Source organism: Streptomyces parvus, assembly GCF_032121415.1.
Classification (GTDB): domain Bacteria; phylum Actinomycetota; class Actinomycetes; order Streptomycetales; family Streptomycetaceae; genus Streptomyces; species Streptomyces globisporus_A.
The window spans coordinates 4,904,634-4,931,584 of sequence record NZ_CP135079.1; the positions used below are offsets into that span (position 1 = coordinate 4,904,634).

Annotated in this window: 25 protein-coding genes; 10 read left to right on the forward strand and 15 right to left on the reverse strand. The window is 71.5% G+C overall.

All coding sequences use genetic code 11. The annotated features are described in order from the left end of the window. Nucleotides 1–47: 47 nt before the first annotated feature. Entirely contained in the window at nucleotides 48–719 is a 672-nt protein-coding gene (nucS, locus tag RNL97_RS23250) for an endonuclease NucS (RefSeq protein WP_030579851.1), read from the reverse strand. 273 nt (nucleotides 720–992) lie between these two features. Between nucS and RNL97_RS23255 the strand changes: the two genes are divergently transcribed. Continuing rightward, nucleotides 993–1,385 (forward strand): SCO5389 family protein, encoded by a 393-nt coding sequence (locus RNL97_RS23255; RefSeq protein WP_006127608.1) that lies wholly within the window; start codon nucleotides 993–995, stop codon nucleotides 1,383–1,385. A 114-nt stretch (nucleotides 1,386–1,499) separates the two neighbouring features. Here RNL97_RS23255 and RNL97_RS23260 read toward each other — a convergent pair whose 3' ends face one another. Further along, entirely contained in the window at nucleotides 1,500–2,561 is a 1,062-nt protein-coding gene (locus tag RNL97_RS23260) for an LLM class flavin-dependent oxidoreductase (protein WP_030579854.1), read from the reverse strand. Nucleotides 2,562–2,774: 213 nt separating this feature from the next. On the opposite strand from RNL97_RS23260, the gene RNL97_RS23265 reads away from it, so the two are divergent. Next, entirely contained in the window at nucleotides 2,775–3,104 is a 330-nt protein-coding gene (locus RNL97_RS23265) for a hypothetical protein (protein ID WP_030579857.1), read from the forward strand. An 8-nt stretch (nucleotides 3,105–3,112) separates the two neighbouring features. Here RNL97_RS23265 and RNL97_RS23270 read toward each other — a convergent pair whose 3' ends face one another. From RNL97_RS23270 to mce, 7 genes are all read right to left on the reverse strand, one after another. Further along, nucleotides 3,113–3,964 carry an ABC transporter permease subunit gene (locus tag RNL97_RS23270; protein WP_030579860.1) on the reverse strand — a complete coding sequence of 284 codons (852 nt, stop codon included), beginning with the start codon at nucleotides 3,962–3,964 and terminating at the stop codon, nucleotides 3,113–3,115. Further along, nucleotides 3,961–5,115, reverse strand: a complete 1,155-nt coding sequence (locus RNL97_RS23275) for an ABC transporter ATP-binding protein (RefSeq protein WP_030579863.1) — start codon at nucleotides 5,113–5,115, stop codon at nucleotides 3,961–3,963. Before RNL97_RS23275 ends, RNL97_RS23270 begins: the two co-directional genes overlap by 4 nt. A gap of 130 nt (nucleotides 5,116–5,245) precedes the next feature. Further along, the gene (locus RNL97_RS23280; protein WP_030579866.1) at nucleotides 5,246–6,025 is read right to left on the reverse strand and encodes an ABC transporter permease; all 780 of its coding nucleotides are present in this window, start codon (nucleotides 6,023–6,025) and stop codon (nucleotides 5,246–5,248) included. A gap of 5 nt (nucleotides 6,026–6,030) precedes the next feature. Then, on the reverse strand, nucleotides 6,031–7,026 hold the full coding sequence (locus RNL97_RS23285; protein WP_243315176.1) for an ABC transporter ATP-binding protein: 996 nt from the start codon (nucleotides 7,024–7,026) through the stop codon (nucleotides 6,031–6,033). A gap of 85 nt (nucleotides 7,027–7,111) precedes the next feature. Continuing rightward, the gene (locus tag RNL97_RS23290) at nucleotides 7,112–8,050 is read right to left on the reverse strand and encodes a coiled-coil domain-containing protein (RefSeq protein WP_243315177.1); all 939 of its coding nucleotides are present in this window, start codon (nucleotides 8,048–8,050) and stop codon (nucleotides 7,112–7,114) included. A gap of 187 nt (nucleotides 8,051–8,237) precedes the next feature. After that, nucleotides 8,238–12,131: a polarized growth protein Scy gene (gene scy, locus RNL97_RS23295; RefSeq protein WP_313751149.1), complete on the reverse strand. Its 3,894-nt coding sequence runs from the start codon at nucleotides 12,129–12,131 to the stop codon at nucleotides 8,238–8,240. 199 nt (nucleotides 12,132–12,330) lie between these two features. Beyond that, a complete protein-coding gene (gene mce / locus RNL97_RS23300) occupies nucleotides 12,331–12,759 on the reverse strand; it encodes a methylmalonyl-CoA epimerase (protein ID WP_030579876.1) in 429 nt (142 codons plus the stop codon). A 175-nt stretch (nucleotides 12,760–12,934) separates the two neighbouring features. On the opposite strand from mce, the gene RNL97_RS23305 reads away from it, so the two are divergent. Both RNL97_RS23305 and meaB read left to right on the forward strand, forming a co-directional pair. Next, the gene (locus tag RNL97_RS23305) at nucleotides 12,935–14,110 is read left to right on the forward strand and encodes an acetyl-CoA C-acetyltransferase (RefSeq protein WP_118903233.1); all 1,176 of its coding nucleotides are present in this window, start codon (nucleotides 12,935–12,937) and stop codon (nucleotides 14,108–14,110) included. A gap of 35 nt (nucleotides 14,111–14,145) precedes the next feature. Then, a complete protein-coding gene (gene meaB / locus RNL97_RS23310) occupies nucleotides 14,146–15,114 on the forward strand; it encodes a methylmalonyl Co-A mutase-associated GTPase MeaB (protein WP_030579881.1) in 969 nt (322 codons plus the stop codon). An 87-nt stretch (nucleotides 15,115–15,201) separates the two neighbouring features. Here meaB and RNL97_RS23315 read toward each other — a convergent pair whose 3' ends face one another. After that, nucleotides 15,202–15,954, reverse strand: coding sequence for a PepSY domain-containing protein (locus RNL97_RS23315; protein ID WP_313751150.1), 753 nt, complete (start codon nucleotides 15,952–15,954; stop codon nucleotides 15,202–15,204). 119 nt (nucleotides 15,955–16,073) lie between these two features. On the opposite strand from RNL97_RS23315, the gene RNL97_RS23320 reads away from it, so the two are divergent. Both RNL97_RS23320 and RNL97_RS23325 read left to right on the forward strand, forming a co-directional pair. After that, on the forward strand, nucleotides 16,074–16,736 hold the full coding sequence (locus RNL97_RS23320; RefSeq protein WP_030579887.1) for a response regulator transcription factor: 663 nt from the start codon (nucleotides 16,074–16,076) through the stop codon (nucleotides 16,734–16,736). Beyond that, nucleotides 16,733–18,184, forward strand: a complete 1,452-nt coding sequence (locus tag RNL97_RS23325; protein ID WP_243315183.1) for a sensor histidine kinase — start codon at nucleotides 16,733–16,735, stop codon at nucleotides 18,182–18,184. Before RNL97_RS23320 ends, RNL97_RS23325 begins: the two co-directional genes overlap by 4 nt. 44 nt (nucleotides 18,185–18,228) lie before the next feature. On the opposite strand, the gene RNL97_RS23330 is transcribed toward RNL97_RS23325, so the two are convergent. From RNL97_RS23330 to RNL97_RS23345, 4 genes are all read right to left on the reverse strand, one after another. Then, a complete protein-coding gene (locus RNL97_RS23330) occupies nucleotides 18,229–18,705 on the reverse strand; it encodes a MarR family winged helix-turn-helix transcriptional regulator (RefSeq protein WP_030579892.1) in 477 nt (158 codons plus the stop codon). Nucleotides 18,706–18,808: 103 nt separating this feature from the next. After that, nucleotides 18,809–19,573 (reverse strand): AIM24 family protein, encoded by a 765-nt coding sequence (locus RNL97_RS23335; protein ID WP_030579895.1) that lies wholly within the window; start codon nucleotides 19,571–19,573, stop codon nucleotides 18,809–18,811. Beyond that, a complete protein-coding gene (locus tag RNL97_RS23340) occupies nucleotides 19,570–20,220 on the reverse strand; it encodes an AIM24 family protein (protein WP_243315184.1) in 651 nt (216 codons plus the stop codon). The genes RNL97_RS23335 and RNL97_RS23340 overlap by 4 nt, the downstream gene beginning before the upstream one ends. Continuing rightward, entirely contained in the window at nucleotides 20,220–20,852 is a 633-nt protein-coding gene (locus RNL97_RS23345) for an AIM24 family protein (protein ID WP_030579900.1), read from the reverse strand. Before RNL97_RS23345 ends, RNL97_RS23340 begins: the two co-directional genes overlap by 1 nt. 235 nt (nucleotides 20,853–21,087) lie before the next feature. Between RNL97_RS23345 and RNL97_RS23350 the strand changes: the two genes are divergently transcribed. The 4 genes from RNL97_RS23350 (at nucleotide 21,088) to glxA (ending at nucleotide 25,688) form a co-directional block, all read left to right on the forward strand. Beyond that, nucleotides 21,088–21,438, forward strand: a complete 351-nt coding sequence (locus tag RNL97_RS23350) for a DUF3817 domain-containing protein (protein WP_030579910.1) — start codon at nucleotides 21,088–21,090, stop codon at nucleotides 21,436–21,438. Continuing rightward, the gene (locus RNL97_RS23355) at nucleotides 21,435–21,731 is read left to right on the forward strand and encodes an MTH1187 family thiamine-binding protein (protein WP_030579911.1); all 297 of its coding nucleotides are present in this window, start codon (nucleotides 21,435–21,437) and stop codon (nucleotides 21,729–21,731) included. The genes RNL97_RS23350 and RNL97_RS23355 overlap by 4 nt, the downstream gene beginning before the upstream one ends. A 180-nt stretch (nucleotides 21,732–21,911) precedes the next feature. Continuing rightward, nucleotides 21,912–23,729: a glycosyltransferase family 2 protein gene (locus RNL97_RS23360; RefSeq protein WP_050499996.1), complete on the forward strand. Its 1,818-nt coding sequence runs from the start codon at nucleotides 21,912–21,914 to the stop codon at nucleotides 23,727–23,729. Between the two features lie 3 nt (nucleotides 23,730–23,732). Continuing rightward, on the forward strand, nucleotides 23,733–25,688 hold the full coding sequence (gene glxA / locus RNL97_RS23365; RefSeq protein WP_030579915.1) for a radical copper oxidase GlxA: 1,956 nt from the start codon (nucleotides 23,733–23,735) through the stop codon (nucleotides 25,686–25,688). Nucleotides 25,689–25,800: 112 nt separating this feature from the next. Here glxA and RNL97_RS23370 read toward each other — a convergent pair whose 3' ends face one another. Next, nucleotides 25,801–26,853, reverse strand: a complete 1,053-nt coding sequence (locus tag RNL97_RS23370; protein ID WP_313751151.1) for a glycoside hydrolase family 6 protein — start codon at nucleotides 26,851–26,853, stop codon at nucleotides 25,801–25,803. Nucleotides 26,854–26,951 lie beyond the last annotated feature (98 nt).

The following is a 26,951-nucleotide window of genomic DNA, read 5'->3' on the forward strand; positions in this document are numbered from 1 at the left end:
GCTCTCGTCCGTACCGAATCCCCACCGACGTCAGAGGTGCCGGGCGGTCAGAACAGGCGCAGCTTGTCGTCCTCGATGCCGCGCATCGCGTCGTAGTCCAGGACCAGACAGCCGATGCCCCGGTCCGTCGCCAGCACCCGGGCCTGCGGCTTGATCTCCTGCGCGGCGAAGACGCCCCGCACCGGCGCCAGGTGCGGGTCGCGGTTCAGCAGCTCCAGATAGCGCGTCAGCTGCTCCACGCCGTCGATGTCACCGCGCCGCTTCAGCTCCACGGCCACCGTCTGCCCGTTCGCGTCCCGGCACAGGATGTCCACCGGGCCGATCGCGGTGGGGTACTCACGGCGGATCAGGGTGTGTCCCTCGCCGAGGATCTCGATCCGGTCCGCGAGCAGCTCCTGGAGGTGCGCCTCCACACCGTCCTTGATGAGCCCCGGGTCGACGCCCAGCTCGTACGAGGAGTCGTGGAGGACTTCCTCCATCGTGATGATCAGTTTTTCGCCCGCCTTGTTCACCACGGTCCAGACGCCTTCCTCACCGTCGGCGCCCTCCTTCAGGGTGCACGGCGGGGACATCCAGTTGAGCGGTTTGTACGCCCGGTCGTCGGCGTGGATGGAGACGCTCCCGTCCGCCTTCACCAGGATCAGTCGGGGGGCGGAGGGCAGGTGGGCTGTGAGCCGGCCCGCGTAGTCCACGGAGCAACGGGCGATGACGAGACGCATGGTGGGCAACGCTACTCGACGACAGTGGCCCGACGCGATTTCCCCACCCGTCACCTCCCGTCACTCGGTGCACGCCGCACGGGGGACGGCGCGGGCTTGCCCCTCTTTGCGCCCCTTCGTTGTTGGCCGGTTGTGTTCCCAATCTCCTGGTGCGGCCCCGACTGCGCGCTTACCGTGGAAGCAGGAGGTCGCCGCCCGTGCACGCTGCGTCGTCGCCCCCCTTCCCTGCCCGTAAGGCCCCGGCCACTCTCCGGGGTCGCGAGAGGAGAACCCATGTCGCTCGACGTCTCACCGGCGCTGTTGGAACAGGCCGAGCGAGGCGAGGTCGACGAAGCCGACTTCGTCGACTGCGTCCGGACCTCCCTGCCCTTCGCATGGGAGATGATCAGCTCGTTGGTGGCTCAGCTGAAGGTCGACGGCGGAGAGTTCGCCGACAACCAGACGCCGCCGCCGGACGAGCAGGCTCGTGGTCAGCTGCTGCGCGCGCTCGCGAGTGATGCGATACGCGGCGCGCTGCAGCGGCACTTCGGAGTGCGTCTCGCATTCCAGAACTGCCACCGCGTCGCGGTGTTCCCGCTGGACGCCTCGGTCGACGACCGACTGGCCAAGTTCACCTCGGTGAGGGGCCAGTTGCTCAACCAGTCGCCCGAACTACGGGACTGCTGAACGCTTCTGCTGCCGTCCCGGGCCGCGGGAGGTGCAACTGGCTCCGGGGCGGCAGCTCCCGTACCACCGCACCACAGGTCCCACGCGAGGTCCTTGTCCATGCGCAGGCACAGGTCAGGTGAGCAGCGGCAGCACATCGGCGCCCAGCCGCCGCACGTTCTCCTCGGTCGCGGCGAGATCGCCCGACCCCTCCACCAGCAGCGCGAACCGTGTGATCCCGGTCCGCTCGGCGGTGGCCGCGAGCCGGTCCGCGGCCAGCCGTGGCGTCCCCACCGGGTGCAGCCCGCACAGCAGTTCCGTGTACGCGACCGGGTCCCGCATCACGCGGTGCCTGCCGTCGACCGTGACATGGGCGTCGAGCCCCTGCCGCAGCCAGCCCGGCATCGTCTTCACCAGCATCTCCGTGGCGTCCCCGGCCTCGTCCGCGATCTGGGCCACCCCGGCGGACACATGTGCGGCCTCCTCCACCACCTCGCGCGGATGCCCGGCCTCCCGCGCGGCCGTACGCCACAGGGCGACCATCTCCGCCTTCTCCTCGTCCCCGCAGTGCATGCCCAGCAGCATCGGCAGCGCCCGCGCCGCCGCGAGCCGCACGGTCGTGGGGGAGGTGCACGCCACGACGACCTCGGGCCCGGCGCCCGGTCCCATGGCGTCCGGTCCCCCCTCCGCCGGTCCCTCCAGCAGCTCGTCCGCGCGCGGCACCACCGCCACCTCGCGGAAGCCGAACCGCTCGCCGCGCCCCGCGACACGCGGCTCCCGCAGCCAGTCGAGCACCAGGTCCAGCGCCTCGGGGAAGCCGTTCTCGTACGCGTCGAGACCGCCGCCGAACACCTCCAGGTCCACCCACGGACCGCCCCGGCCCACGCCGAGCGAGAAGCGCCCGCCGCTGGTCAGATGCAGCAGCGCGGCCTGCTCGGCGAGGGCGACCGGGTGGTGGTTGGGCAGCACGCTGACCGCCGTGCCGACCCGGATGCTGCGGGTGCGGCCCAGCAGCAGCGCGGCCAGCGTCGTCGCCGAGGGGCAGACCCCGTACGGCACGAAGTGGTGCTCGGCCAGCCAGACCGAGTCGAGCCCGCTCTCCTCCGCGGCCTCGGTGGACCGGACGGCCCGGTGCAGGGCCTCACCCGGCCCCTGTCCCGGGAACTGGGCTGCCAGAACGAACGTTCCGATGCGCATCGTCTCTTGCCTCCTTGCGGCCCGACGCGTTTCTCCCCCACCGGCAACAACGTCTGACACGTGCCAAAGGCACGGTCCGGACGGAAGTTGTTGCGATTTTCCGCTAACTCACCCCACTGCCGGACCGGGAGCGGCGGGCTGACCGACGGCTGCCCCGAACTCCAGGCTCTAGGCTTGGTCGGACCAGCCCGATCCGCTTCCGTGAGGTGTCCTGTGTCCCCGCGCCGCAACCGCCCCCGTGGCGGCGAGAGTCCCGACGAACGCCCCGGTACGGCGCCCGGCAGGTACGGCGGGGGAGGGGCCACCGAGAGCTGGCAGGGCGAGGAGTGGTCGGTGCGCCCGGTCAGCGGCGCCGGCGCCCAGGGCAAGCGGTACCGCTGCCCCGGCTGCGACCAGGAGATCCCCTCCGGGCTCCCGCATCTGGTGACCTGGCCGGAGTACGGCGGCATCGACGACCGCAGGCACTGGCACAAGGCCTGCTGGAACGCGAAGGACCGCCGCACCACGAAGGTGCAGCGGTCCCGGAACGCGCCGCGCTACTGAGGCCTGCCTCAGACGTCGCGCCGGTTCAGCAGCGCGACCGCCCCGCCCAGCGCCACGGCGACCAGGCCCAGCATCACCAGCAGCGGTTCCCAGGCGGACGGGCCGGAACCGGTCATCGTCGTGCCGTAGAGCGCGCTGAGCTGGTTGGGGATCGAGTACTCGATCAGGAAGCGCTGAAGGCCCCGCAGGGCATCGGCGAACATGAACAGCGCGAGGACCAGCGGCAGCAGCACCACGCCGATCATGATGGTGATCGCGCCCGCCGAGTGCCGCACGATCGCGCCGATCCCGAGCGACAGCAGGCCGAGGCCCGCGATGTAGAGCCCGACGCCGACCGTCGAGAGCGCCCAGGCGCTGGCCGAGGCGGCGACCGTACCGCTCAGGATCAGGGTCTGGAGCACCGCGACCACCGCGGCGGTCACCGTCGTGATGACGAAGGTCAGCGAGAAGAAGACGATCGCCTTCGCCGCGAGCACCCGGGCCCGGCTCGGGCACGCCGTCAGCGTCGTACGGATCATGCCGGTGCTGTACTCGGAGCCGATGGTCAGCACCCCGAGCGTGATCACGCAGATCGAACCCAGCAGCACTCCGAAGAAACCGAGGGCCAGAGCGGGCTCGCCCGCCAGGTTGGCGTCGTTCGCCGCGAGCAGCAGCGCGGTGCCCACCCCGAGCGTCAGCATCAGCGTGACCATCACGCCGAGCGTCCAGACCGTGGCGCGTACGGAACGGAGCTTGGTCCACTCCGAGGCGATCGCGTCGCCCAGGGTGGCGGGCCGGATCGGGATCGGCGACTCGTAGAAGCTCAGCAGGCCCGCCTCCGGCGCCTGCCGGCGGTCCTGCGGGGTGGCCGGGGACGTCATCTCAGGTCCTTGCTGGTCTGCTCTCCGGCCGGGGCGGCGGAAGAGGGCGCGGGGGCCGGGGACGGCACTGCGGCGGGGGCGGGTGCGGAGGCCGGGCGGTGGCCGGGCGGCGGCGGGGCGTACCAGCCCTCCTGCGGCACCTCCACCGGCGCGACGGGCACATCGGCGGGGCCGCCGACCGGATAGCCGTACGCGTCCAGGGGCGGCGGCTCCGCGAGGCCCGCCTTGGCGTCGTCCGTCGAGCGGTAGTCCACCAGGCCCTGCGTCAGCCGCATGTAGGCCTCCTCCAGCGACGCCTGGTGCGGGGACAGCTCCCAGAGCCGTACGTCGCAGCCGTGGGCCAGTTCGCTGATCCTCGGCAGCGGCAGCCCGGTGACCCGCAGGGCCCCGCCCGGCTCCGACATGACCCGGCCGCCCGCCTCGATGAGCGTGGCGGTCAGCTTCTGCCGGTCCTCGGGGCCGTCCTCGGGCACCCGCACCCGGGCGAAGTCGGCGGAGTTGGCGGAGATGAAGTCCGTGACGCTCATGTCGGAGAGCAGCCGGCCGCGCCCGATCACGATCAGATGGTCGGCGGTGAGGGCCATCTCGCTCATCAGGTGGGACGAGACGAAGACCGTGCGCCCCTCGGCGGCGAGCGACTTCATCAGATTGCGGACCCAGTGGATGCCCTCCGGGTCGAGACCGTTGACCGGCTCGTCGAACAGCAGGACCTGCGGATCCCCGAGCAGCGCCGCCGCGATCCCGAGCCGCTGCCCCATCCCGAGCGAGAAGCCGCTGGAGCGCCGCTTGGCGACGTCCTGGAGGCCGACGACGCCGAGGACCTCGTCGACCCGGGCCGCCGGGATACCGGCCAGCTGGGCCAGGGACAGCAGATGGTTGCGGGCGGTGCGGCCGCCGTGCACGCCCTTGGCGTCCAGCAGCGCGCCGACCTGGCGCGGCGCGTTCGGCAGGCTGCGGTAGGGGTGGCCGCCGATGGTGACGTGACCCGCGGTGGGGCGGTCCAGGCCGAGGATCATGCGCATCGTCGTGGACTTGCCCGACCCGTTGGGACCGAGGAATCCGGTGACGGCCCCCGGCCGCACCTGGAAGGAAAGGTCGTCCACGGCCGTCTTCGCGCCGTAGCGCTTGGTCAGGCCGACTGCCTCGATCATGCTCCAGCCCCATCGACTCACTCTGTCGGTCGGGGCTCGGGCCACCCGGCCGCACACCCCCGTAAGAGTTAGGAGGATAACCAGGCGCTGTCGGTTCCGGCCAAGTTGCGCACAGCGTGCGAGCGGTCCGTTACGCGTCCCGCTTCTTCAGGACCAGGAAGCCGCCGAGCACCGCCGCCAGCACCCAGAGCACCATGATCCCGAGCCCTCCCCAGGGACCGTACGGGGCGGGATCGGTGTTCATCGCGTCCGGGACGACCTGCATGATCTTCGAACCGGCCTGGTCGGGGAAGTACCGGGCGACGTCCTTGGCCCCCGGCACCGCCGCGAGGATCTGCGAGACCAGGAAGAAGAACGGCATCAGGATGCCGAGCGACAGCATGGAGCTGCGCAGCATCGCGGCCACCCCCATCGAGAAGATCGCGATCAGCCCCATGTAGAGCCCGCCGCCGACGACCGCGCGCAGCACGTTCTCCGCGCCGATGTCGGTGCCCCGGTCGCCGAGCATGGCCTGGCTCAGGAAGAACGAGACGAAGCTGGTGAGCAGCCCCACGACGAGGGCCAGCACCCCGGCCACGGCGATCTTGCTGAAGAGGAACGTCGCGCGCTGGGGCACCGCCGCCAGCGAGGTGCGGATCATGCCGGAGCTGTACTCCGTGCCGACCACGAGCACCCCGAACACCACCATCGCGAGCTGGCCGAGAATCGTCCCGGAGAAGCTGACGAACGTCGGGTCGAACGTGGCCTGCTCGGCCTCGGAGAGGTCGTCGAACGTGGCGTTCAGCAGGGCGCTCAGGGCCGCGCCCATCACCACCGTGACGGCGAACGCCGAGATGAGGGTCCAGGTGGTCGAGGAGACCGACCGGATCTTGGTCCATTCCGAGGTGAGAACCGCGGGTACCGATGCCATGGTCGTCACGCCCCCTTGCCGTCGGTGCCGCCGGGCTTGTTCCAGTGATCGCCCCAGCCGGCCCCCACCGCGGGAGGTTCGGCCGCCGGATCCCGGTCCGAATGGGCGTGATACTCCACCGAGCCGGCGGTCATCTGCATGAACGCCTCCTCCAGCGAGGCCCGCTGGGAGCTCAGCTCGTGCAGCACCACCTGGTGCCGGGCCGCCAGCTCGCCCAGCTCCTCGGTCGTGGCGCCGTCGATCTCCAGGACGCCGCCCGTCGTCTCGACGGCGGTGAAGCCCTCCTGGTGCAGCACGTCCCGCAGCCGTTCGTGCTGCGGTGAGCGCAGCCGCGTGTAGCTGCGGGAGTTCTCGTGGATGAAGTCCGCCATCGAGGTGTCGGCGAGCAGTCTGCCCTGGCCGATCACGATCAAGTGGTCGGCGGTCAGCGCCATTTCGCTCATCAGATGCGAGGAGACGAAGATCGTCCGGCCCTCCGACGCGAGCGCCTTCATCAGATTGCGGATCCAGTGGATGCCCTCCGGGTCCAGTCCGTTGACCGGCTCGTCGAACATCAGGATCTCGGGATCGCCCAGCAACGCGGAGGCGATTCCGAGCCGCTGGCCCATGCCGAGGGAGAACCCCTTGGACTTCTTCTTCGCGACCGCGCTCAGCCCGACCATGTCGAGCACCTCGTCGACCCGGCTGCTCGGGATGCGGTTGCTCTGCGCCAGGCACAGCAGGTTGTTGTACGCGCTGCGACCGCCGTGCATCGCCTTGGCGTCGAGGAGCGCCCCGATGTACTTCAGCGGTTCCTGGAGGTCGCGGTAGTGCTTGCCGTCGATGCGCACCGTACCGCTGGTGGGATTGTCGAGATCGAGCATCATCCGCATCGTGGTGGACTTGCCCGCCCCGTTGGGGCCGAGAAAGCCGGTCACGATGCCCGGTCTGACCTGAAACGACAGATGATCGACGGCGACCTTGCTGCCGAACCGTTTGGTGAGTCCCTCGAGCTCGATCATGCGCACACGCTAGAACGCCGGAGCGCCCGGCGCCACCACAAAGGCGGAACCGGGCGCACACGGGGGTACGGCGCTCCTGCGGGGATCAGCGGCTCTGCTGGGCCGGGACACCGCGCGTCGCGGGCTCGTCCTCCACCGGGGAGCCGGCCGCGGCCACGGCGGCGCCGGTCAGCGTCGCGAGCATCTCGCGGACGTTGGTCAGCTGCGCGTTGATCGAGTCGCGGCGGTTGGTGAGCGCCGCCAGCTCGCGCTCCGATTCGCTGCGGATCCGGTCGGCCTTGGCGTTGGCGTCGGCGACGATGTCCTCGGCCTGACGCTGGGCGGTCTCCACCGTCTGGCGGGCCCGGCGCTCGGCGTCCGTGCGGAGCTTCTCGGCCTCCAGGCGGAGTTGCTCGGCGCGGTGCTCGATCTCGGCGAGACGCTTCTCGGCCTTGGCCTGACGGGACGCGAGGTCGCGCTCCGACTGCTCGCGGCGCTTGGCGAGGTTGGTCTCGAAGTCGGCTGCGGCCTGGGCGGCCTTGGCGCGGGTCTCCTCGAAGAGGGCGTCGGCCTCCTCACGCTTCTGCTGGGCGTCCTTCTGGGCGTCGGAGCGGAGCGTGTTCGCCTCGCCCTGGGCCTTCTCGACGATGCGGACGCCTTCGTCCTCGGCCTTCGCCTTGCGCTCGGCGGCGAACGACTCCGCGTCGTTGCGCACCTGCTGGGCCGCCGACTCGGCGAGCTCGCGGTGCTGCTCGGCGGCCCGGCGGGCCTCCTCGCGCAGGTCCTTCGCCTCCTCCTCGGCGAGGCGGAGAATCTTCTCGACGCGGGCACCGAGCCCGGCGTACGACGGCTCGGCGTCGTTTACCTGGGCCTGGGCGTTCTGCGTTTCGAGGTGCAGTTCCTCGATGCGCTTTTCCAGAGAGGTGATTCGGGCCAGGGCACTGTCACGGTCCGCGATGAGCTTGGCGATGCGGTCGTCCACCTGACCGCGGTCGTAGCCACGGCGCACGTGCTCGAAGCCGAAGGGGGAGGAAGGGTCACTCATGGGGTTCCTGTCGAATGAGACCGGTGAGGTGATAGAGGGAATCCTAGGGGCCATTGCGGCGTGTCAGCGTGAAGATGCCGGTTTGATCTGGAGAATGACACCCCTTTTGAGTGGCTGACCCCCGGAGTGCTTGCCACTCGAAGGCTTGAATGTCCATGACGAAGCACGGCGCAGCGCGGGCCGGCGGTCACCGCTCGGACGACTTGCCCCCCGACCGTGTGCCCGCCGCCGCCGGAGCCTTGGCGCTTCCCGCGGAACCGCCGGCCGGTTTCCCGCCCCCGCCCGGAGTCTCGAAAGACTCCAACGCTTCCAGCACGTCCTGGACACGGGAGATCTCCGCATTGATGTCCTCGCGTCTGCGCACCAGGACATCCAGCTCGCGCCTGCCCTCGTCGACCGTCGCCTCCGCCTCGGCCTGGGCCTCGGCCCGCAGTTTCTCCGCCTCGCGGATCAGCTCGGCCTTCTTGGTCTCGGCCTCCTTCAGCAGCGACTCGGCCCGTTTCACCGCGGCGATACGGACCTTGCTCGCCTCCGAATTGGCCTCCGCCAACAGCTCCTTGGCCTTGGCCTCGGCCTCGTCGCGCTGCTCGGTCGCCGCCTTCATCAGGTTGTCGACGCGCTCCCCGGCGGTCTTCATCTGCTCGGACGTCTCCCGGCGGGCCCGCTCGTGCAGCTCCTCGATCTCACTCTCCAGCCGGGCCCGCAGCTCCTCGGCCCGTTCGCGGATCTGCGTCGCGTCACGCCGCGCGCCGACCAGCAGTTCGTCGGCGTCGGCACGGGCGCGCTCCACCAGGGTGTTGCCCTCGACGGTCGCTTCCGAGGTGATCCGCTGGGCCTCCTTGCGGGCCGCGCCGACCATCGTGTCGGACTGCGTCTCGGCCTCGGTGGCCGTACGCAGCGCCTCTTCCCGTGCCTTGTTGATGAGCTGGTCCGCCTGCTCGGCCGCGTCCGCCCGGCGCTTGGCCGCCGCCTCGCGCGCCTCGTCCAGCACCCGGTCCGCCTCCTGACGGGCCGACGAGCGCAGCTCCTCCGCCGCCGACTCCGCCTCGTCGCGCAGCCGTTCGGCCTCCTCGTGGGCGCGGGCCGCGTGCTCCTGCGCGGAGCCGAGCCGCTCGGCCGCCTCCGCGCGCAGCCGCTCGGACTCGGCGGTCGCCTCGGCCAGCATCCGGTCCGCCTTCTCGGTGGACTCGCTGCGGCGGCGGTTGGCCTCCGTGGTGGCCTCGACGACGAGCTGCTCGGAGGCCTGGGCGGCCTCGGTGCGGATGCGTTCGCTCTCGGTGGTCGCCTCGCCGATCAGCCGGTCCGACTGGGCCGCCGCCTCGGAACGGATCCGGTTGGCGTCCTGCCGGGCCTCGGCACGGGCGCGCGAGGCGTCCTGCTCCGCCGACGCCAGCGCGTCGGACGCCTCGGTGCGCATCCGCTGGCTGTACTCGGAGGCGTCCGCCCGCAACCGCTCCGACTCGGTGATCGCCTCGGAGACCGTCCGCTCGGCCAGCGCCTTCGCGGCCTCGGTCTCCTCGCGCGCCTCCTGCCGGAGCCGGCCCGACTCCTCGTTCGCCTCCCGGCGCAGCCGGATCGCGTCCTCCGAGGCCCGCTCCCGCTCCGCGTGCGCGTCGGCGCGGACCCGGTCCGCCTCCTCCTGCGCCTCGGTACGGGTGCGCTCCGCGGCGTGCTCCGCGGCCGAACGCAGGCCGGTGATCTCCTCCTCGGCCTGCTCGTGCAGGCCCGAGACGGAGTCCCGTACCTGCTGGGCGGTCTGCTCGGCCGCCGAGACCAGCTCGGTCGCCCGGGCGTCCGCCTCCTCGACCAGCCGGCGCGCCTCGGCCTCCGCCTCCTCGACCCGCTTGCGGGCGGAGGCGAGCAGCTCCTCGCTCTGCTCGCGGGCCCGCTCACGCTCCTGCTCCGCCTCCAACCGGGCGGCGCCGAGGGTCTCCTCGGCCTCCCGGCGGCGGCGCGTCGCCTCCTCCTGGGCGGCGGCCAGCGCCTCGGCGGCCTCGGCCCCGACCCGCTCGGCGGCGGCCGCGGCCTCCGCGCGCACCCGGTCGGCGCTCTCCTGCGCCTCGGACTTGAGCCGCTCCGCCTCGGCGGCCGCCTCGCTCCGCAGCCGTACGGCGACGTTCTCGCCCTCGGCCCGGGACTGGGCGGCGTCCGCGGCGGCCTCGTCGCGCAGCCGCTCGGCCTCGGTCTCGGCCTGCTCGGTCAGCGCCCGCAGCCGCTCGGCCGCCTCCGCGCGCAGCCGCTCCGACTCCTCGTTCGTCTCGCGGCGGATCCGCTCGGCGTCGGTGCGGGCCTCACTCAGCGCCTCCTCGGCGGCGGCGAGCCGGGACTCGGCCTCGGTGTGCAGTCGGGCCAGCTCGTCGGCGGCCTCGGCCTGCCGGGCGGCCACGCCGCGCTCGGTCTCCTCGCGCAGCTCGGCCGCTGCCGCCTCCGCGGCCGCCGTGACGGCCGCCGCCTGCTCCTCGGCCTCGGCCCGCAGCGCGTCGGCCTCGGTCCGGGTGCGCTCCAGCGTCTCCTCGGCCTGCTTGCGCAGGGTCGCGGCCCGCTCGGCGGCCTCGGCGCGGACGCGCTCGCTCTCGCCGTTCGCCTTGGCGCGCAACTCGTCGGCGTCGGAGCGGGCCTTGGTCAGCAGCTCCTCGGCGGTGCGGGCGCCCTCCTCCAGTTGCTGGACCGCCTCACGGCGGGCCTCGCCCCGGATCCGCTCGCCCTCGGCGACCGCCTCGGAGCGCAGCTGCTCGGCCTCGCCGCGCAGCCTGCGGGCCTCCTCCTGGAGCTCGACCGTCCTGGCCCGGTACTCCTTGGTGTCGTCCTTGGCCGCGCCCTTCAGCTCGTCGGCCTGCTCGGCCGCCTCGCCGCGCAGCCGGTCCGCCTCGGCCTCCGCCTCGCGGCGGATCCGCTCGGCCTCCTCGCGCGCCGCCTTCGTCGTCGACTGCGCGTCCTCGGATGCCTTGGTGAGCACCTCCTCGGCGCTGCGGGCCGCCTTGGCCAGCTGGGCGGCGGCGTCCTCGGCGGCGGCCGTGTTGGCCTTCTCGGCCGCTTCCGCGACCAGCCGCTCCGCCTCCGCACGGGCGTCGGCGAGGGCCTGCTCGGCCTCTTCCTTGAGGGTGTCGGCGCTCTTGGTGGCCTCGCCGACCAGCCGGGCGATCTCCGACTTGGCCGTACGGGTGCGCTGTTCGTTCTGCGACTCGGCCGCGGCCAGCTGCTTGCCGGCGGCCTCCTTCGCCTCGGCGAGGACCTTCTCGGCCTCCAGGCGGGATTCGCGCAGCCGGGTCTCCGCCTCCGCGAGACGCTGCTCGGCGGCGCGGTTCAGCTCGGCGGTCTGCTGGCGGGCCTGGTCGGTCTCCGCGGTCGTGCTGGAGCGCAGCTGCTCCGCGTGGCTGGTGGCCTCCTGCGCCTGGGCGGAGGCGGCCCCGAGCAGCCGCTCGGCGTCCTTGCGGGCGCGCAGCAGGATCGCTTCCGCTTCGGCCCGGGCGGCCTCGGCCTCGGAGCCGGCCCGCCGACGGGTCTCCTCCGCCAGCCGGGCCGCCTCGTCGCGGGCGGCGGCCAGCGCCTGTTCGGCCTCGGCGCGGGACTCCTCCAGCAGCCGGCGGGCCTGCGACTCGGTGCGGGCGCGGAGCTGTTCGGCCCAGGCGACGTTCTCGTTGACATGCGATTCGACGGTCTGGCGGCGCTCCGCCAGCTCCTGGTCGAGCCGCTGCCTGCGCTGGACGGCCTCGGTGTGCAACTCGGCCTGGAGGCGGGCCTGGTGCTCGGCGTGCTCCTGGAGGATCCGCTGCGTCTGGGCCCGCGCCTCGCGCAGCTCGCGCTCGGCGTCGCTGCGCATCTGCTCGGCCTGGGCCTGCGCGTTCCGCAGCATCTGCTCGGCCTGGTAGCCGATGTCCGCGCTGTCGTAGGCGGGACGGGCCGCGAGATTGCGCCGGGCCTCGTGCAGTTTGGCACGCAAGACCTCGACCTGGTAACCGAGGTCCTCGGCGTGCTGGACGGCCTTCTCCCGGTCGGTCTTCAGCCGGTCCATCTCGGCTTCGAACCGCGAGAGATGGTCGTCTTCAGCTCGGTGGCTCTCCTGGCGTTCGTAGCCCCGCACTGCGCGGTCCCATCCTTCCCCGAGCTCTCAACTTCTTCGAGCAGGGGAGACCCCAACCCTGGTCGCAACTCTGCACACGGGGGCTCGCCGACGAGCGGTCCCCCGGGGAATGGTGACAGACAAACGACGAGGACGCGGTACGGCCCCGACCCGGCCCCGGCCCGGAACCGCCCACTCTACCGGGCCGGGTATGCGGCGGTCAGTGGTCCGCCCGGCTCGTGACCAGTTCGGTGAGGACACCGTGGCAGTCCTTGGGGTGCAGGAACGTGATCCGGGACCCCATCGACCCCGTCCTGGGCTCGTCGTACAGCACCCGGACGCCCTTCTCGCGGATGTCCGCGGCGTCCCCGTCCACATCCTCCGTGCCGAAGGCGATGTGGTGCACGCCTTCCCCGTTCTTCGCCAGCCACTTGCCCACGGCGGAGTCCTCGCGGGTGGGCTCCAGCAGCTGGAGGTACGAGGCCCCGCCGTCCGAGGTCTCGTTGATCTTGAGCATGGCCTCGCGGACCCCCTGCTCCTCGTTGACCTCGGAGTGGAACACCTCGAACCCGTACGTGGCACGGTAGAACTCGACCGTCTTTTCCAGGTCGAAACAGGCGATCCCGATGTGATCGATTCGCGTCAGCATGGATTCAGCATGGATCGACCGGGGCGCTCCCGCCATGGTTACGCAACGTGCGCGCCGTCACACCGGTAGCCGGATGACGGGCGCGGAAGGGCTCAGTACATTCAGGTAAACCCTCGTTCACATCCGATCCCAAGGGGCCGTGCCCATGCCAGCAACGACCGGTACCACCACCTCAGTGATCGTCGCGGGCGCCCGGACGCCCATGGGCCGTCTCCTCGGCTCCCTGAAGAGCTTCTCCGCGGCCGACCTCGGCGGCGTCGCGATCAAGGCGGCCCTGGACCGGGCCGGCATCGGCGGTGACCAGGTCCAGTACGTGATCATGGGCCAGGTGCTCCAGGCGGGCGCGGGCCAGATCCCCGCCCGGCAGGCCGCGATCAAGGCCGGCATCCCCATGAACGTCCCCGCGCTCACCGTCAACAAGGTGTGCCTGTCCGGGCTCGACGCCATCGCGCTGGCCGACCAGCTCATCCGCGCCGGGGAGTTCGACGTGGTGGTCGCGGGCGGCCAGGAGTCCATGACCAACGCCCCGCACCTGCTCCCCAAGTCCCGTGAGGGCTACAAGTACGGCGCGATCGAGATGCTGGACTCGATGGCGTACGACGGTCTCACCGACGCCTACGAGAACATCCCCATGGGCGAGTCCACCGAGAAGCACAACGGCCGCCTCGGCCTGGACCGCGCCGCCCAGGACGAGATCGGCGCCCTGTCCCACCAGCGGGCCGCCGCCGCCCAGAAGAACGGCCTCTTCGAGGCGGAGATCACCCCGGTCGAGATCCCGCAGCGCAAGGGCGACCCGGTCCTCTTCTCCCAGGACGAGGGCATCCGCGCCGAGACGACGGTGGAGACCCTCGGCAAGCTGCGCCCCGCCTTCGCCAAGGACGGCACGATCACCGCGGGCACCTCCTCGCAGATCTCCGACGGCGCCGCCGCGGTCGTCGTGATGAGCAAGGCCAGGGCCGAGGAGCTGGGTCTCGACTGGATCGCCGAGATCGGCGCCCACGGAAACGTCGCGGGCCCGGACAACTCCCTCCAGTCGCAGCCCTCCAACGCGATCCGGCACGCCCTGAAGAAGGACGGCCTCACCGTCGACGACCTCGACCTGATCGAGATCAACGAGGCGTTCGCGGCCGTCGCCGTCCAGTCCATGAAGGACCTGGGCGTCACCTCGGACAAGGTCAACGTCAACGGCGGCGCCATCGCGCTCGGCCACCCCATCGGGATGTCCGGCGCGCGGGTCGTCCTGCACCTGGCCCTGGAGCTGAAGCGGCGCGGCGGCGGCACGGGCGCGGCGGCGCTGTGCGGCGGCGGCGGTCAGGGCGACGCGCTGATCATCCGCGTTCCGGGCAAGTAGTAGGCATACGGATCCGAGGCGAGGCGAACGGAGCGGTGAACGTGGACGTGGACGTCCCCACGCTGGTCGAGCAGGCGCGAGCAGGCAGGCCGCGTGCGGTGGCCCGGCTGATCTCGCTGGTGGAGGGGGCGTCCCCGCAGCTCCGTGAGGTGATGGCGGCACTGGCCCCGCTGGCGGGCCATGCCTACGTCGTCGGCCTGACGGGCTCGCCGGGCGTGGGCAAGTCCACCTCCACCTCCGCCCTGGTCTCCGCCTACCGCCGGGCGGGCAAGCGGGTCGGCGTGCTCGCCGTCGACCCGTCCTCGCCGTTCTCCGGCGGGGCGCTGCTGGGCGACCGGGTCCGGATGTCGGACCATGCCTCGGACCCCGGCGTCTACATCCGCTCCATGGCGACCCGGGGCCACCTCGGGGGCCTCGCCTGGGCCGCCCCGCAGGCGATCCGCGTCCTCGACGCGGCCGGTTGCGACGTGGTCCTCGTCGAGACGGTCGGCGTCGGCCAGTCCGAGGTGGAGATCGCCTCCCAGGCCGACACCTCCGTCGTGCTGCTCGCCCCCGGCATGGGCGACGGCATCCAGGCGGCGAAGGCCGGAATCCTGGAGATCGGCGATGTGTACGTGGTCAACAAGGCCGACCGCGACGGCGCCGACGCCACCGCCCGCGAGCTGAACCACATGCTGGGCCTGGGGGAGTCCCGGGGCCCCGGCGACTGGCGCCCCCCGATCGTGAAGACGGTCGCGGCCCGGGGCCAGGGCACGGACGAGGTCGTCGAGGCTCTGGAGAAGCACCGGGCCTGGATGGAGGAGCACGGCGTCCTGGCCGAACGCCGCACGGCTCGCGCCGCCCACGAGGTCGAGTCGATCGCGGTCACCGCGCTCCGCGAGAGGATCGCCGACCTCCGCGGCGACCGCCGGCTGCGCGCCCTGGCCGAGCGCATCGTGGCGGGGAGCCTGGACCCGTACGCGGCGGCGGACGAGCTGGTGGCGGGGCTGACGGAGGGCTCCTGAGCGCCTGAGCGTGCGGGGAAGGCCCCCTGAGCGGATGTGCGCCGCTCAGGGGGCCTTCTCGCGTACGGGGCCGGGTACGGGCGTCCGTCAGTCGTCGTCGTCGTCGCCGTCGCGGTCGTCGCCGTGGTCGTCCTGGTCGCCGTTCCGGTCGTCCGCGCGGTCGTTGTCGTCGTCGCGGTCCACGGTGGCCTTGCCGGTCCTGGCGTCCACACGCAGTTCGTGCTGCTTGCCGTCCTTGCCCGCGATGTCGACGTCCCAGCGCAGGACGTCGCTCCGGCTGCCACTGTCGTCGTCACCGTCGTCGTCCAGGTCGATCGACGTGACGGCGCCCGGCGCGGTCTTCAGGGCCGCTGCCGCCGCCTCGTTCAGGGTGACGGCCGAGGAGCGGGGCGCGTGGCGGTCGCGGTCGTCGTTGTCGTCGCCGCGGGTCTTGAGGACCTTGCCGTTGCCGGCGTCCACCGTGACGTCGTGCCACTTCTTGTCGGAGCCGCGGACGTCCAGCTCCCAGACGGCCCGGCCGTCGTGGTCGTCGTCGTCCTCGTCCAGCTCGGCCTCGGTGACCGTGCCCGGCACGCTCTTCAGCGCGGCGGCGACGGCCTCGTCGAGGGAGATCCGGGCGCCCTTCGCGGCGGCCGGGGCCCGGTCGTCCGACCGGTCGTCGGAAGCGTCGTCCGTACGGTCGTCCGTGGCGTCGGAGTCCGCGAGGCTCACCGTGCTCGCGCTCCTGGTGGACGTCCGGTCGCGGTCCCCGTCGCTGTCCGCGAAGGCGACGGTGGCGGCGGTGGTGCCGCCGATCAGAACGGCCGCGGTGATCGCTGCGATGGTGACGTTGCGCTTCATGAGGTTCCTCCCCGAGAGCTGCTGTGCTGTTCGACGGGTTCCACACTGCCGACCCGATGCTGAACGCAGCCTGAAGCCACCTGAAGCCTTCTTCAGGTGGAGTTTGCGAGGCTGTGCGCATGCGCCTGTTGATCGTGGAGGACGAGAAGCGTCTCGCGGTGTCCCTGGCCAGGGGACTCACCGCCGAGGGCTTCGCCGTGGATGTCGTGCACGACGGCCTGGAGGGGCTGCACCGGGCGAGCGAGGGCGGCTACGACCTGGTCATCCTCGACATCATGCTGCCCGGCATGAACGGCTACCGCGTCTGCTCGAACCTGCGCGCCGCCGGACACGAGGTGCCCATCCTCATGCTCACCGCCAAGGACGGCGAGTACGACGAGGCCGAGGGACTGGACACCGGAGCCGACGACTATCTGACCAAGCCCTTCAGCTACGTCGTCCTCGTCGCCCGGGTGCGGGCCCTGCTGCGCCGGCGCGGGTCCGGAACCGCCGCGCCCGTCCTGACCGTCGGCTCCCTGCGCGTCGACACCGCCGCCCGCCGGGTGATCCGCGGTGAGGACGAGATCACCCTCACCGCCAAGGAGTTCGCCGTACTGGAGCAACTCGCCCTGCGCGCCGGGCAGGTGGTGAGCAAGGCGGAGATCCTGGAGCACGTCTGGGACTTCGCCTACGACGGCGACCCGAACATCGTCGAGGTCTACATCTCCACCCTGCGCCGCAAGCTGGGCGCCGCCGCCATCCGTACCGTACGCGGTGCCGGCTACCGGCTGGAGGCGAAGTGAGGTCCGTCCGGGCCAGGGCCGCCCTCGGGGCCACCCTGGTCGTCGCCGTCGCCCTGATCGGGGCCGGTCTCGCCGTGCTCATGGTCCTGCGGGCCAACCTGATCGACCAGGCGGACCTCCAGGCCGAGGTGGCCGCCCGTGAGGTGGCCGGACAGCTCGCCACGGGCACCCCGTACGACGAGGTGGAGCTGGACGACGAGGAGGACCACCCGGTCCAGGTGATCGACGAGGAGGAGCGGGTCGTCCTCGTCTCCAAGGACCTGCGGGCCGTCACCGGCACCGGCACGACGGGCGTCACCCCCGCGCCCTCGGCCTCGGCGGGGGCCACCCCGTCGCCCGACGGCGACGACGACGGCGATGACGACGACGGGGGCGGCGACAGCCGCCGCCCGGACTCGGGCGAGGTCTCCTCCGACGACCCGGAGTTCTCCGACGGCACCGCGACCGTCGACCGCACCACCGCCGACTACCGCTTCGCCGCCGTCGAGGCGACCACCCGGGAGGGGGTCACCCTGACCGTGTACGCGGGCGCCCCGCTCGCCGCCGAGCAGGAGGCGGTCGACACCGTGCGCGGGGCCATGCTGACCGGGCTGCCGGTGCTGCTGGTCGTCGTCGCCGGGGTGACCTGGCTGGTGACCCGGCGCGCACTGCGGCCCGTCGAGGGCATCCGCCGCGAGATGGCCGCCATCACCGCCTCCGAGGACCTGGCCCGCCGGGTGCCCGAGCCCGATTCGCGGGACGAGATCGCGGCGCTGGCCCGGACGACGAACGAGACGCTCACCGTGCTGGAGGCGTCCGTGGAGCGGCAGCGGCGGTTCGTCGCGGACGCCTCGCACGAGCTGCGTTCCCCGATCGCCTCGCTCCGCACCCAGCTGGAGGTGGCCGAGGCCCACCCGGAGCTGCTGGACCTCCCGGGCGCGGTCGCCGACACCGTACGGCTCCAGGTGCTGGCGGCGGATCTGCTGCTGTTGGCCCGGCTGGACGCGGGGGAGAAGCCCGGCGGCGGGACGGTGGAGCTGGGCGCGCTGGTCCGCGAGGAGGTCTCGCAGCGGACCGGGGACCGGATCGCGGTGGCGGTGGAGGTCCCGGAGGGCGGCGCGTTCGAGGTGAACGGGTCGCGCGGGCAGCTGTCCCGGGTGATCGGCAATCTGCTGGACAACGCCCAGCGGCACGCCGAGGGGAGCGTCTCGGTGGCGGTGGCGCCCGACGGCCGCGGCGTGCGGGTCGAGGTCCGGGACGACGGGGCGGGCGTGCCCGAGGAGGAGCGGGAGCGGATCTTCGAACGGTTCGTCCGGCTCGACGACGCCCGCAGCCGGGACGACGGCGGTGCCGGCCTGGGCCTCGCCATCGCCCGGGACGTCGCCGCCCGCCACGGCGGAACGCTGACGGTGCACCGGGCGGACGAGGGCGGTGCGGCCTTCCGGCTGTGGCTGCCGCACCCGGCCTGAGGCGGCGGTTGCGGGGCCCTGGCGGGCCCTGCCCCGCCTCTCCGCTACAGCTTGCCGCGCTTGCCGCGCAGATGTTCCGCGATCGGGGTCAGCGCCGCGTGCAGATCGGTCAGCGCCTCGGGGGACAGCAGGTCCATGAAGTGCTGCCGCACCGAGGCGACATGGTGCGGAGCGACCTTCCGCATGGTCTCCGCGCCGTGCTCGGTGAGGACCGCGAAGAGTCCGCGCCGGTCCGATTCGCAGTGCGTACGCCGCACCAGACCGGCGGTCTCCATGCGGGTGATCTGGTGCGAGAGCCGGCTCTTGGACTGCAGGGTGGCGGCGGCGAGGTCGCTCATCCGCATCCGCAGGTCGTCCGACTCGGAGAGGTTGACCAGGATCTCGTAGTCGTTCATGGTCAGGCCGAACGGCTGGAGGTCCTTCTCCAGCTGGTGCATCAGCAGCCTGCTGACGTCCAGGTGGGTGCGCCAGGCGCACTGCTCCGCGTCGCTCAGCCAGCGGGTGGCCGTCTCGGTCTCCATATATGGATTCTACCTAAGAAGTTGAAAGCCGGACGAAATGAGGAGGGCTGGGGAGTGTGACAATCGGCGCAGACGTTCGATGTCACACTCCGCAGACTACCGCTCACAAGCCGAAGCGACGCTGGAGGTCCCCCAGCTGGCCGGGCATGCGCGGGGCGGAGCCGTGTTGAGCTCCGCCGGCCGGGACGCCCGGCTCGTTCGGCACGACGCCCGTCGCCTGCTCCGCCATCAGCGCCTCGGACGACTGGAGCAGCACCGTGCCCGCCCCGACGAACTCGAACTGGTGCTCCTCGCCCGACGTCCCCCCGATCCCCGTCAGTGACCGGATCCCGCCCATCACGCCCGTCATGTACCCGTGGTCGTAGTGGTGGCAGGGGGAGGGGCAGTCGGCCCACCCCACCAGCGCCTGCGGGTCCACCCGCAGCGGCGGCTCCATGAAGACCACCGGACCGTTGGACGCGGCCACGAACTTCCCCGTGCCGATCAGCGTCACGAACCCCGGCACGATCGACTGCTTCAGCGCGAGCGACGGCTCGTACGCCAGCAGGTTCCCGGACCGGATCGTCAGGTTCCCGTCGTCCAGGTCGAAGGAGTTCACATCGAAGGCCCGGTCGGCCAGCAGCAGCTTTCCGCTGCCCTCGGCCACCACCCAGTCGCTCGCGTGCAGCGGCGAATGGAAGCTGGAGCGCACCAGCCGCTCGAAGCGGCCGTGCCCGATCCCGTCGAAGTTGATCTGCCCGTAGTAGGCGATCATCTTGCCCTTCTGCAGGAACCACCGGCTCCCCTTGAGCTCCACGCAGAAGGTGTAGGAGTTGACGTTGTCGTCCGACGGCAGCGTCATCGGATCGAAGACCACGGGCGTACTCACAGCTTCTCCTCCGACGCCTGGACGTAGACCGCGCCGTTCCCGCTCAGCTCCAGCTGGAACGCCTCGCCGGAGCCCCGCCCTACCATGTCCCGCCAGCCGACCGCCGTGGACAGCTTGTTGCGGACCTCCCCGTGGTGGGCGACATATGCCTGCGGGTCCACATGGACGTCCCGGCCGGGGGTGATCGGCAGCTCGATCACCCCGCCGTGCGCCATCACCGCGACCGCGCCGTGCCCCTTGAGCGTGGTGGTGAACAGGCCCTGGCCGGAGACCTGGCCGCGCACCATGCCCACCACCCCGCCCTGCGAGCCCATGAACATCGTGCCCTGCTGGAGCGTCCCGTCGAAGGCGAGGAGCCGGTCGGCCTCCACGTACAGGGTGTCGCCGGACAGGTTGATCACCTGGATGTGGTGGCCGCCGTGGCCGAACATCACCGTGCCCGACCCCTCGACCGTCATCAGCGGCGTCGCCTCGCCCGCCACCCGGCGGCCGATCATCGACGCGAAGCCGTTCTGGCCGCCCTGGATGTTCGGGGTGAAGGAGACCTCGCCCCGGTACGCCAGCATCGCGCCGCGCTGGCTGAACAGCTTCTGGCCCGGGGCGAGCGTGGCCTCGACCATCTTGGAGTTGATCTCGCGGAACGGCATCAGACATCGCCCCCGACGGTGTTGCGCTCGCTGGGCTGGACGTAGACGAGTCCGTCGCCCTCGAAGCGGATCTGGAACGCCTCGCCTGAGCCCTCGCCCATCAGCGTCCGGAAGTTCACGCCCGACTGGAAGCTCTGCTGGAGCCGGCCCTGGTGGGCGATGTAGGCGCCCGGGTCGACCATCAGCGGATACTGCGGCGACACCCGCAGCAGCACCGCCGCCCCGTCCGACATGATCGCCGCCTGCCCGGTGCCCTCCACCGTCGTGGTGAACAGGCCGTTGCCGCTCGCCCCGCCGCGCAGCCCGGTGAACGTGGTGCCCGTGCGCAGCCCGGCATCGGTGGCCAGCAGGTTGCTCGCCTCCACATACAGGGTGTCGCCGTGCAGCGAGACCAGATTGATCTCACTCGCCCGGTCGGCGAAGTAGCAGGTGCCCTGCCCGGACACCTCCATCACCGTCATCTGCTCGCCGGTCAGCCGACGGGTCACCATGCCGCGCAGCCCCTCACCGCCGCCGGACATCTTCTTGAAGGTCATCCGGCCGTCGTACGCGACCATCGAGCCGTTCTTCGCCTTGACGGCGTCGCCGGTCAGATCGACGGCGAGCGTCTTGCTGCCTTGGAGTCGGAACATCGCCACGCCCCGAAGGTAGCCCGCCATCCCGCGCCCGTACCAGGTCCTACGGAACCGTTACGCCCCCGATGCTCCCCTGATGCGCACCCGGACCGGCCCTGATATGCGGTGATACGCGCGGCCGTGCCCCGCGGCGGCCCCCGGCTCGGGGGAGGTGCCGACGCGATGCCACAATGGGGGCGGCTTGTGCCCGCGTTCACAAGCCCGCATGCCCCCTCCCACCGAAGGTGCCCTCGTGGACATCAAGACCGCTTCCGCCCTGCACCGGCTGCGCCTCATCTCGCTTCCCGAGGCGCTCTCCTTCCCGGCGCTCCTCATTTTCGGCTCGCTGCTCATGCGCGTCTCGGACATCGACTTCCTGATGCCGCCCCTCGGCATGATCCACGGCGTCCTGTTCACGATCTACGTCGTGTTCCTGCTGGACGTCTGGGTCAAGGCCAAGTGGCCGCTCAAGCGTGTCGCGCTCTTCTTCCTCCTCGCCGTCATCCCCTTCGGCGGGCTCTACGGCGACAAGCTCCTCAAGAAGTACGAGGCCGACGGCGTCATCGCCGCCCGCGCCCGCCGCGAGGGCACGGTCAGCGCATGATCGTCGCGTTCTCGGTCTCACCGCTCGGCGTCGGCGAGGACGTCGGGGAGTACGTCGCCGACGCCGTACGGGTCGTGCGGGAATCCGGGCTCCCCAACCGCACCGACGCGATGTTCACCTCCATCGAGGGCGAGTGGGACGAGGTCATGGACGTCGTCAAGCGCGCCGTGGCCGCCGTCGAGGCCCGCGCGGGTCGCGTCTCCCTGGTGCTGAAGGCCGACATCCGGCACGGCGTCACCGACGGTCTGACCTCGAAGGTCGAGACCGTGGAGCGGTATCTCGGGGGCGCCTGACCCTCTGACACGCCGTCCGCGCGGCACGTCGCGCGTTCACCCGAAAAGCCCCCGGCGCCACACGGCCGGGGGCCTTTCGGGTCCCGGACCGAAAACCGCTCACTCGGACCTGCCAAGTCGACACACCGTTGGCCGTCCCCTTCTGTAGGGGTATCAACCCGTTCGACAGTGGGAGGCACGGTGCGGTCGGAGGGCTACGACTACGACACCTACAGCCGGCTCGCGGGTCCGCTCACGGAGCCGGAGCCGACGGGGTACCGGGTGCGGTACAAGAGCCTGCTCTCGACGGAGAAGCACCGAATAAGAGCCGTCCTGCTGATGACGCTCGCCCCGGTGCTCACCGGCATCCTCCTGCTCTACCTGGTCTGGCCCACGCACTGGACCGAGCGGGAGAACGGGGAGCGCTGGCTGGTCGTCGCCGACGCCGTGATGCTGGTGTCGATCGCCCTGATCGAGCTGTTCATGCTGGTCAACGTGGTCTCCATCGCGCACGCCACGCTCGTCGCGCGGGACCCGGTCCCGGTGACGCCCGAGCCCGGCACCCGGGTCGCCTTCCTGACCACGTACGTCCCCGGCAAGGAACCGCTCTCCATGGTCCGCGCCACCCTCAAGGGCGCCGTACGGATGGAGCACCCCGGCCCGCTGGACGTCTGGCTCCTCGACGAGGGCGACGACCCCGGGGCCCGGATGCTCTGCGCGGAGCTCGGCGTCCACCACTTCACCCGGCGCGGCGTCCCCGAGTGGAACCGCGACAAGGGCGTCCACAAGGCGAAGACCAAGCACGGCAACTACAACGCCTGGATCGCCCTGCACGGCGGCGACTACGACTTCTTCGCCTCCGTCGACACCGACCACGTGCCCATGCCCAACTTCCTGGAACGGATGATGGGCTACTTCCGCGACCCGGACGTCGCCTTCGTCGTCGGACCGCAGGTCTACGGGAACTACGACTCGGCCGTCACCAAGGCCGCCGAGTCGCAGCAGTTCCTCTTCCACGCCCTGATCCAGCGCGCGGGCAACCGCTACGGCGCCCCCATGTTCGTCGGCACCAACAACGTCGTGCGCATCGCCGCGCTGCGCCAGGTCGGCGGCCTGTACGACTCGATCACCGAGGACATGGCGACCGGCTTCGAGATCCACCGCCGCCGCAACCCGCGCACCGGGCACTACTGGCGTTCCGTCTACACCCCCGACGTGCTCGCCGTGGGTGAGGGGCCCGCCTCCTGGACGGACTTCTTCACCCAGCAGCTGCGCTGGTCGAGGGGGACGTACGAGACGCTGTTCAAGCAGTACGGCAAGGCGCTCTTCCGGGTGCCCCCCGGGCGCCTCTTCAGCTACACGCTGATGCTCGTCTACTACCCGATGACCGCCGTGAACTGGCTGCTCGGGGTTCTCAGTTGTGTGCTGTTCCTCTGGTTCGGCGCGTCCGGCACCCAGGTCGCCGCCTCCATCTGGCTGATGCTCTACAGCGACGCCGCCGCCCTCCAGATCGGGCTCTACCTCTGGAACCGCCGCCACAACGTCTCACCCCACGAGCCCGAGGGCTCCGGCGGCCTGGCGGGCATGGCCATGTCCGCGCTCTCCGCGCCGGTCTACCTGAAGTCGCTGGGCTCGGCCGTGCTGCGCACCGACGGCCGCTTCGTCGTCACGCCCAAGGGCGGCCAGGCATCCCCGGACCGGCTGCTCACCTTCCGTATCCACCTCTTCTGGGCGGCGGTCCTGCTGTCCTCGCTCGCCGCCTCGGTGTACCTCGACCACACCCATGCCGCGATGCGCACCTGGGCGGCGCTGGGCCTCGCGATATCCCTCTCCCCGGTCGTCGTGTGGGCCTGGACCGTCCGGCAGGACAAGCGCGCCGCGGCCGCACGCGCCCTCCCCGTCCCGGCGCCCCCGCCGGCCGAACCGGCGTACGTCACCACGCCGACGGCCCCCGCCCCGTCGGCGACCACCGCGGCGAGCGCCGGCACCACCGCCACCACCACCGCAGGAGGGAACTGAGCCATGGCCTACCGGCCCTCGAAGAAGACGAGGAAGACGCTCCTGGGCGGCGGCGCGGTGGTGCTGCTCGCCGGGCTGAACGCTCCCGCCGCGCTGTCCTTCGCCGAGGACAGGTACCACGCGTACAAGATCGACCAGCCGGCGTACAAGGCGGAGTACGGCTCCTGGGAGCAGGTGGACATCCCGAAGGAGTACCGCACCAACGCGATCCACGCGGCGCTCCTGCACACCGGCAAGGTGCTGATCGTCGCGGGCTCCGGCAACGACGAGCAGCACTTCGACGAGGGCACCTTCGACACCGTGCTGTGGGATCCGGCCGAGAACACCTTCCAGAAGATCCCCACCCCGGAGGACTTCTTCTGCGGCGGCCACGCCCAGCTCCCCGACGGCCGCCTCCTGATCGCGGGCGGCACCGCCCGCTACGAGGTGCTCGACGACAAGGTGAAGCGGGCCGCCGGCGGCATGCGGGTCAAGAACGAGAACCCGGACAAGCCGCTGAAACTGAAGAAGGGCACGGTCTTCCGCTCGCCGTCGGGTGTCGAGTACCGGGCCAGGTTCGACGTCACCGTGCCCAAGGCGAAGCGCGAGTTCGAGGTCGACTACTTCGAGAGCGGCCAGATGAAGCCGTGGAAGACCAAGGTGACCGCCGCCGAGCAGCGGGTCTTCGTCGAGGCGGTGAACGAAGGGCCGGACGCGGTGGCGACGGATGCCGCCCAGTACGAGATCGTCGGGCTCAAGGGCAAGGAGGCCGACAACGCGTACGGCCTCGCCGAGAAGATCACCATGGACAAGCAGGACTTCCAGGGGATCCGGGCCGCCTACGAGTTCGACCCGACGGCGGAGAAGTACATCAGGGTCGACCCCATGAAGGAGGCCCGCTGGTACCCGACGCTCGTCGGTCTTGAGGACGGCCGGGTGCTCTCCGTCTCCGGTCTCGACGACGTCGGCGCGATCCTGCCGGGCGACAACGAGATCTACGACCCGAAGACCAAGAAGTGGGGCAAGGGCCCCTTCCACTACTTCCCGACCTACCCGGCGCTGTTCCTCACCAAGGGCGGCAAGCTCTTCTACCCGGGTGCCAACGCCGGTTACGGCCCGGCGGACAAGGGGCGCGAGCCCGGGATCTGGGACCTGAAGAAGAACACCTTCACCAAGGTGCCCGGCCTCACCGACACCGACCAGCTGGAGACGGCGGCCTCGCTGATGCTGCCGCCCGTGCAGGACCAGAAGGTGATGGTGCTGGGCGGCGGCGGGGTCGGCGAGTCCAAGAAGTCCACGGCCCGCACGGCCGTCATCGACCTCAAACAGGACAACCCGGCCTTCGAGGCGGGCCCCGACCTGCCGCAGGGCACGCGCTATCTGAACAGCGTGATCATGCCCGACGACACCGTCTTCACCAGCGGCGGATCCGAGGACTACCGGGGCCGCGGGGACAGCAACATCCTGAAGGCGCAGTCCTACGACCCGAAGACCAACACCTTCAAGGAAGCCGCCGAGCCGACGGTGGGCCGCAACTACCACTCCGAGGCGCTGCTGCTGCCCGACGGCCGGGTGGCGACCTTCGGCTCCGACTCCCTCTACGGCGACAAGGACAACACCAAGCTCGGCAAGTTCGAGCAGCGCATGGAGGTCTACACCCCGCCCGCCCTGCACCGCGGCAAGGACAAGCGCCCGGTGATCGGCAACGGCCCCGAGAACGCCGAGCGCGGCACGACGGTCACCTACGAGAGCGCCGACGCGGACCGCGTCGCCACCGCCCGGCTGATGCGGCCGAGCGCCGTCACCCACACCACCGACGTGGAACAGCGCTCCATCGAGCTGGGCCTGAAGAAGGCCGGCGGCAAGCTGAGCGTCACGGTCCCGGACGACCCCACGCTCGTGCCGCCCGGCTGGTACATGCTCTTCGTCACCGACACCGACGGCGTTCCCTCCGAAGCGAAATGGGTCAAGATCGCCTGAGGAGGCACAGCGGGGGAGCGCCCGGTGCGCGTCAGTACGGTCAGGGAGGGCAGGGGGCCCGCCGGGAAGAGGGGAGCCGGTCTCCGCCCGCAGCCGAGAGCACCCCGCGGGCTCAGGAGGCGGCGCGGCGGGCGAGGCCGAGGGCGTACTCCGGCCACCACTCGCCGGCCGGCGGGCCGCCCCGGCAGGTGCCGTCGGAGTCGCCGGGCCGCTTGATCCACAGGTAGGCGTCGAGCCGGTCGTCGCCGGTGTCGGTGGTGGGGGGCGTGCCGAGCCCCCGGCCCGGCGGATTGCACCAGGCTTCCTCACGGCCCCCGGACAGGGGGCCGTTGCCGTTGCGACTGGTGTCGATCACGAAGTGCGAGCCGCCCACGGCGTCGGAGAGCTCTCCCGCGTACGTCTTCACGCCGGCGTTCGACTGGAAGTTGGAGACGTTCAGCGAGAAGCCGTCGGCCCGGTCGACGCCCGCCTGCCGCAGCGGTTGCGCCATCTTGGCCGGCTCGTCGATCCAGTCCGGGTTGCCCGCGTCCAGGTAGACCTTGGTGTTCGGGAGGGCCCCCAGCGTGTCCACCGCCTCGGAGAGGAGCTGGTAGCGCTCGGCGTGGTGCTCGGGCGGGGTGCAGCCGTCCGCGATGTGGGGGAGGGCGTCCGGCTCCAGGATCACGGTCGCGGGCGCGTCCCCGACGGCGTCGGCGAACTCCCCGATCCAGGAACGGTAGGCGTCCGCGTCCTTCGCGCCGCCCGCGGAGTACAGCCCGCAGTCGCGGTGCGGGATGTTGTACGCCACGAGCACGACGGTCTTCTTCGTGCGGGCGGCGGACCGCACGGCGGCCCGGATCCCCGGGGCGGGGTCGTCCCACGCGGGCCAGTCGGCCACCGGCCGCTCGGAGATCCGCCGCAGGATCTTCGCCTCCGCGTCGCGCCCCTCCTTCTCCCAGGCGCGCACCTGGCGGGCCGCGTCGCTGTTCGGGTCGACCCAGAACGGGGAGGCCGCGCTCGGGGCGGGTTCCCCCCGGACGAGTCCGTCCCCCTCCTCGGCGGCCCCGGTGACGCGCGGCTCCGGGGCCGCCGAGCACCCCGCGGTGAGGGCGGTGGCCAGGGCGAGGACGGATAGGACACGGACGGTACGGGGGAGAGCGCGCGGGACGGTGCTGCGGCCGGACATCCAGACCCCTCGGGCGGCGGTGGCTCACGGACTCGGGAAAACAGGGGCAATCGTGACATAGCGGTTACAGCGAGTGGTGGTACGACACCGTCCGTGAC

Excerpts from the sequence above, each read along its gene's own strand:
- nucS (WP_030579851.1), bottom strand. The coding sequence starts at position 719 with ATGCGTCTCGTCATCGCCCGTTGCTCCGTGGACTACGCGGGCCGGCTC.
- RNL97_RS23255 (WP_006127608.1), top strand. The coding sequence starts at position 993 with ATGTCGCTCGACGTCTCACCGGCGCTGTTGGAACAGGCCGAGCGAGGC.
- RNL97_RS23260 (WP_030579854.1), bottom strand. The coding sequence starts at position 2,561 with ATGCGCATCGGAACGTTCGTTCTGGCAGCCCAGTTCCCGGGACAGGGG.
- RNL97_RS23270 (WP_030579860.1), bottom strand. The coding sequence starts at position 3,964 with ATGACGTCCCCGGCCACCCCGCAGGACCGCCGGCAGGCGCCGGAGGCG.
- RNL97_RS23275 (WP_030579863.1), bottom strand. The coding sequence starts at position 5,115 with ATGATCGAGGCAGTCGGCCTGACCAAGCGCTACGGCGCGAAGACGGCC.
- RNL97_RS23280 (WP_030579866.1), bottom strand. The coding sequence starts at position 6,025 with ATGGCATCGGTACCCGCGGTTCTCACCTCGGAATGGACCAAGATCCGG.
- RNL97_RS23285 (WP_243315176.1), bottom strand. The coding sequence starts at position 7,026 with ATGATCGAGCTCGAGGGACTCACCAAACGGTTCGGCAGCAAGGTCGCC.
- RNL97_RS23290 (WP_243315177.1), bottom strand. The coding sequence starts at position 8,050 with ATGAGTGACCCTTCCTCCCCCTTCGGCTTCGAGCACGTGCGCCGTGGC.
- mce (WP_030579876.1), bottom strand. The coding sequence starts at position 12,759 with ATGCTGACGCGAATCGATCACATCGGGATCGCCTGTTTCGACCTGGAA.
- RNL97_RS23315 (WP_313751150.1), bottom strand. The coding sequence starts at position 15,954 with ATGAAGCGCAACGTCACCATCGCAGCGATCACCGCGGCCGTTCTGATC.
- RNL97_RS23320 (WP_030579887.1), top strand. The coding sequence starts at position 16,074 with ATGCGCCTGTTGATCGTGGAGGACGAGAAGCGTCTCGCGGTGTCCCTG.
- RNL97_RS23330 (WP_030579892.1), bottom strand. The coding sequence starts at position 18,705 with ATGGAGACCGAGACGGCCACCCGCTGGCTGAGCGACGCGGAGCAGTGC.
- RNL97_RS23340 (WP_243315184.1), bottom strand. The coding sequence starts at position 20,220 with ATGCCGTTCCGCGAGATCAACTCCAAGATGGTCGAGGCCACGCTCGCC.
- RNL97_RS23345 (WP_030579900.1), bottom strand. The coding sequence starts at position 20,852 with ATGTTCCGACTCCAAGGCAGCAAGACGCTCGCCGTCGATCTGACCGGC.
- RNL97_RS23355 (WP_030579911.1), top strand. The coding sequence starts at position 21,435 with ATGATCGTCGCGTTCTCGGTCTCACCGCTCGGCGTCGGCGAGGACGTC.
- glxA (WP_030579915.1), top strand. The coding sequence starts at position 23,733 with ATGGCCTACCGGCCCTCGAAGAAGACGAGGAAGACGCTCCTGGGCGGC.
- RNL97_RS23370 (WP_313751151.1), bottom strand. The coding sequence starts at position 26,853 with ATGTCCGGCCGCAGCACCGTCCCGCGCGCTCTCCCCCGTACCGTCCGT.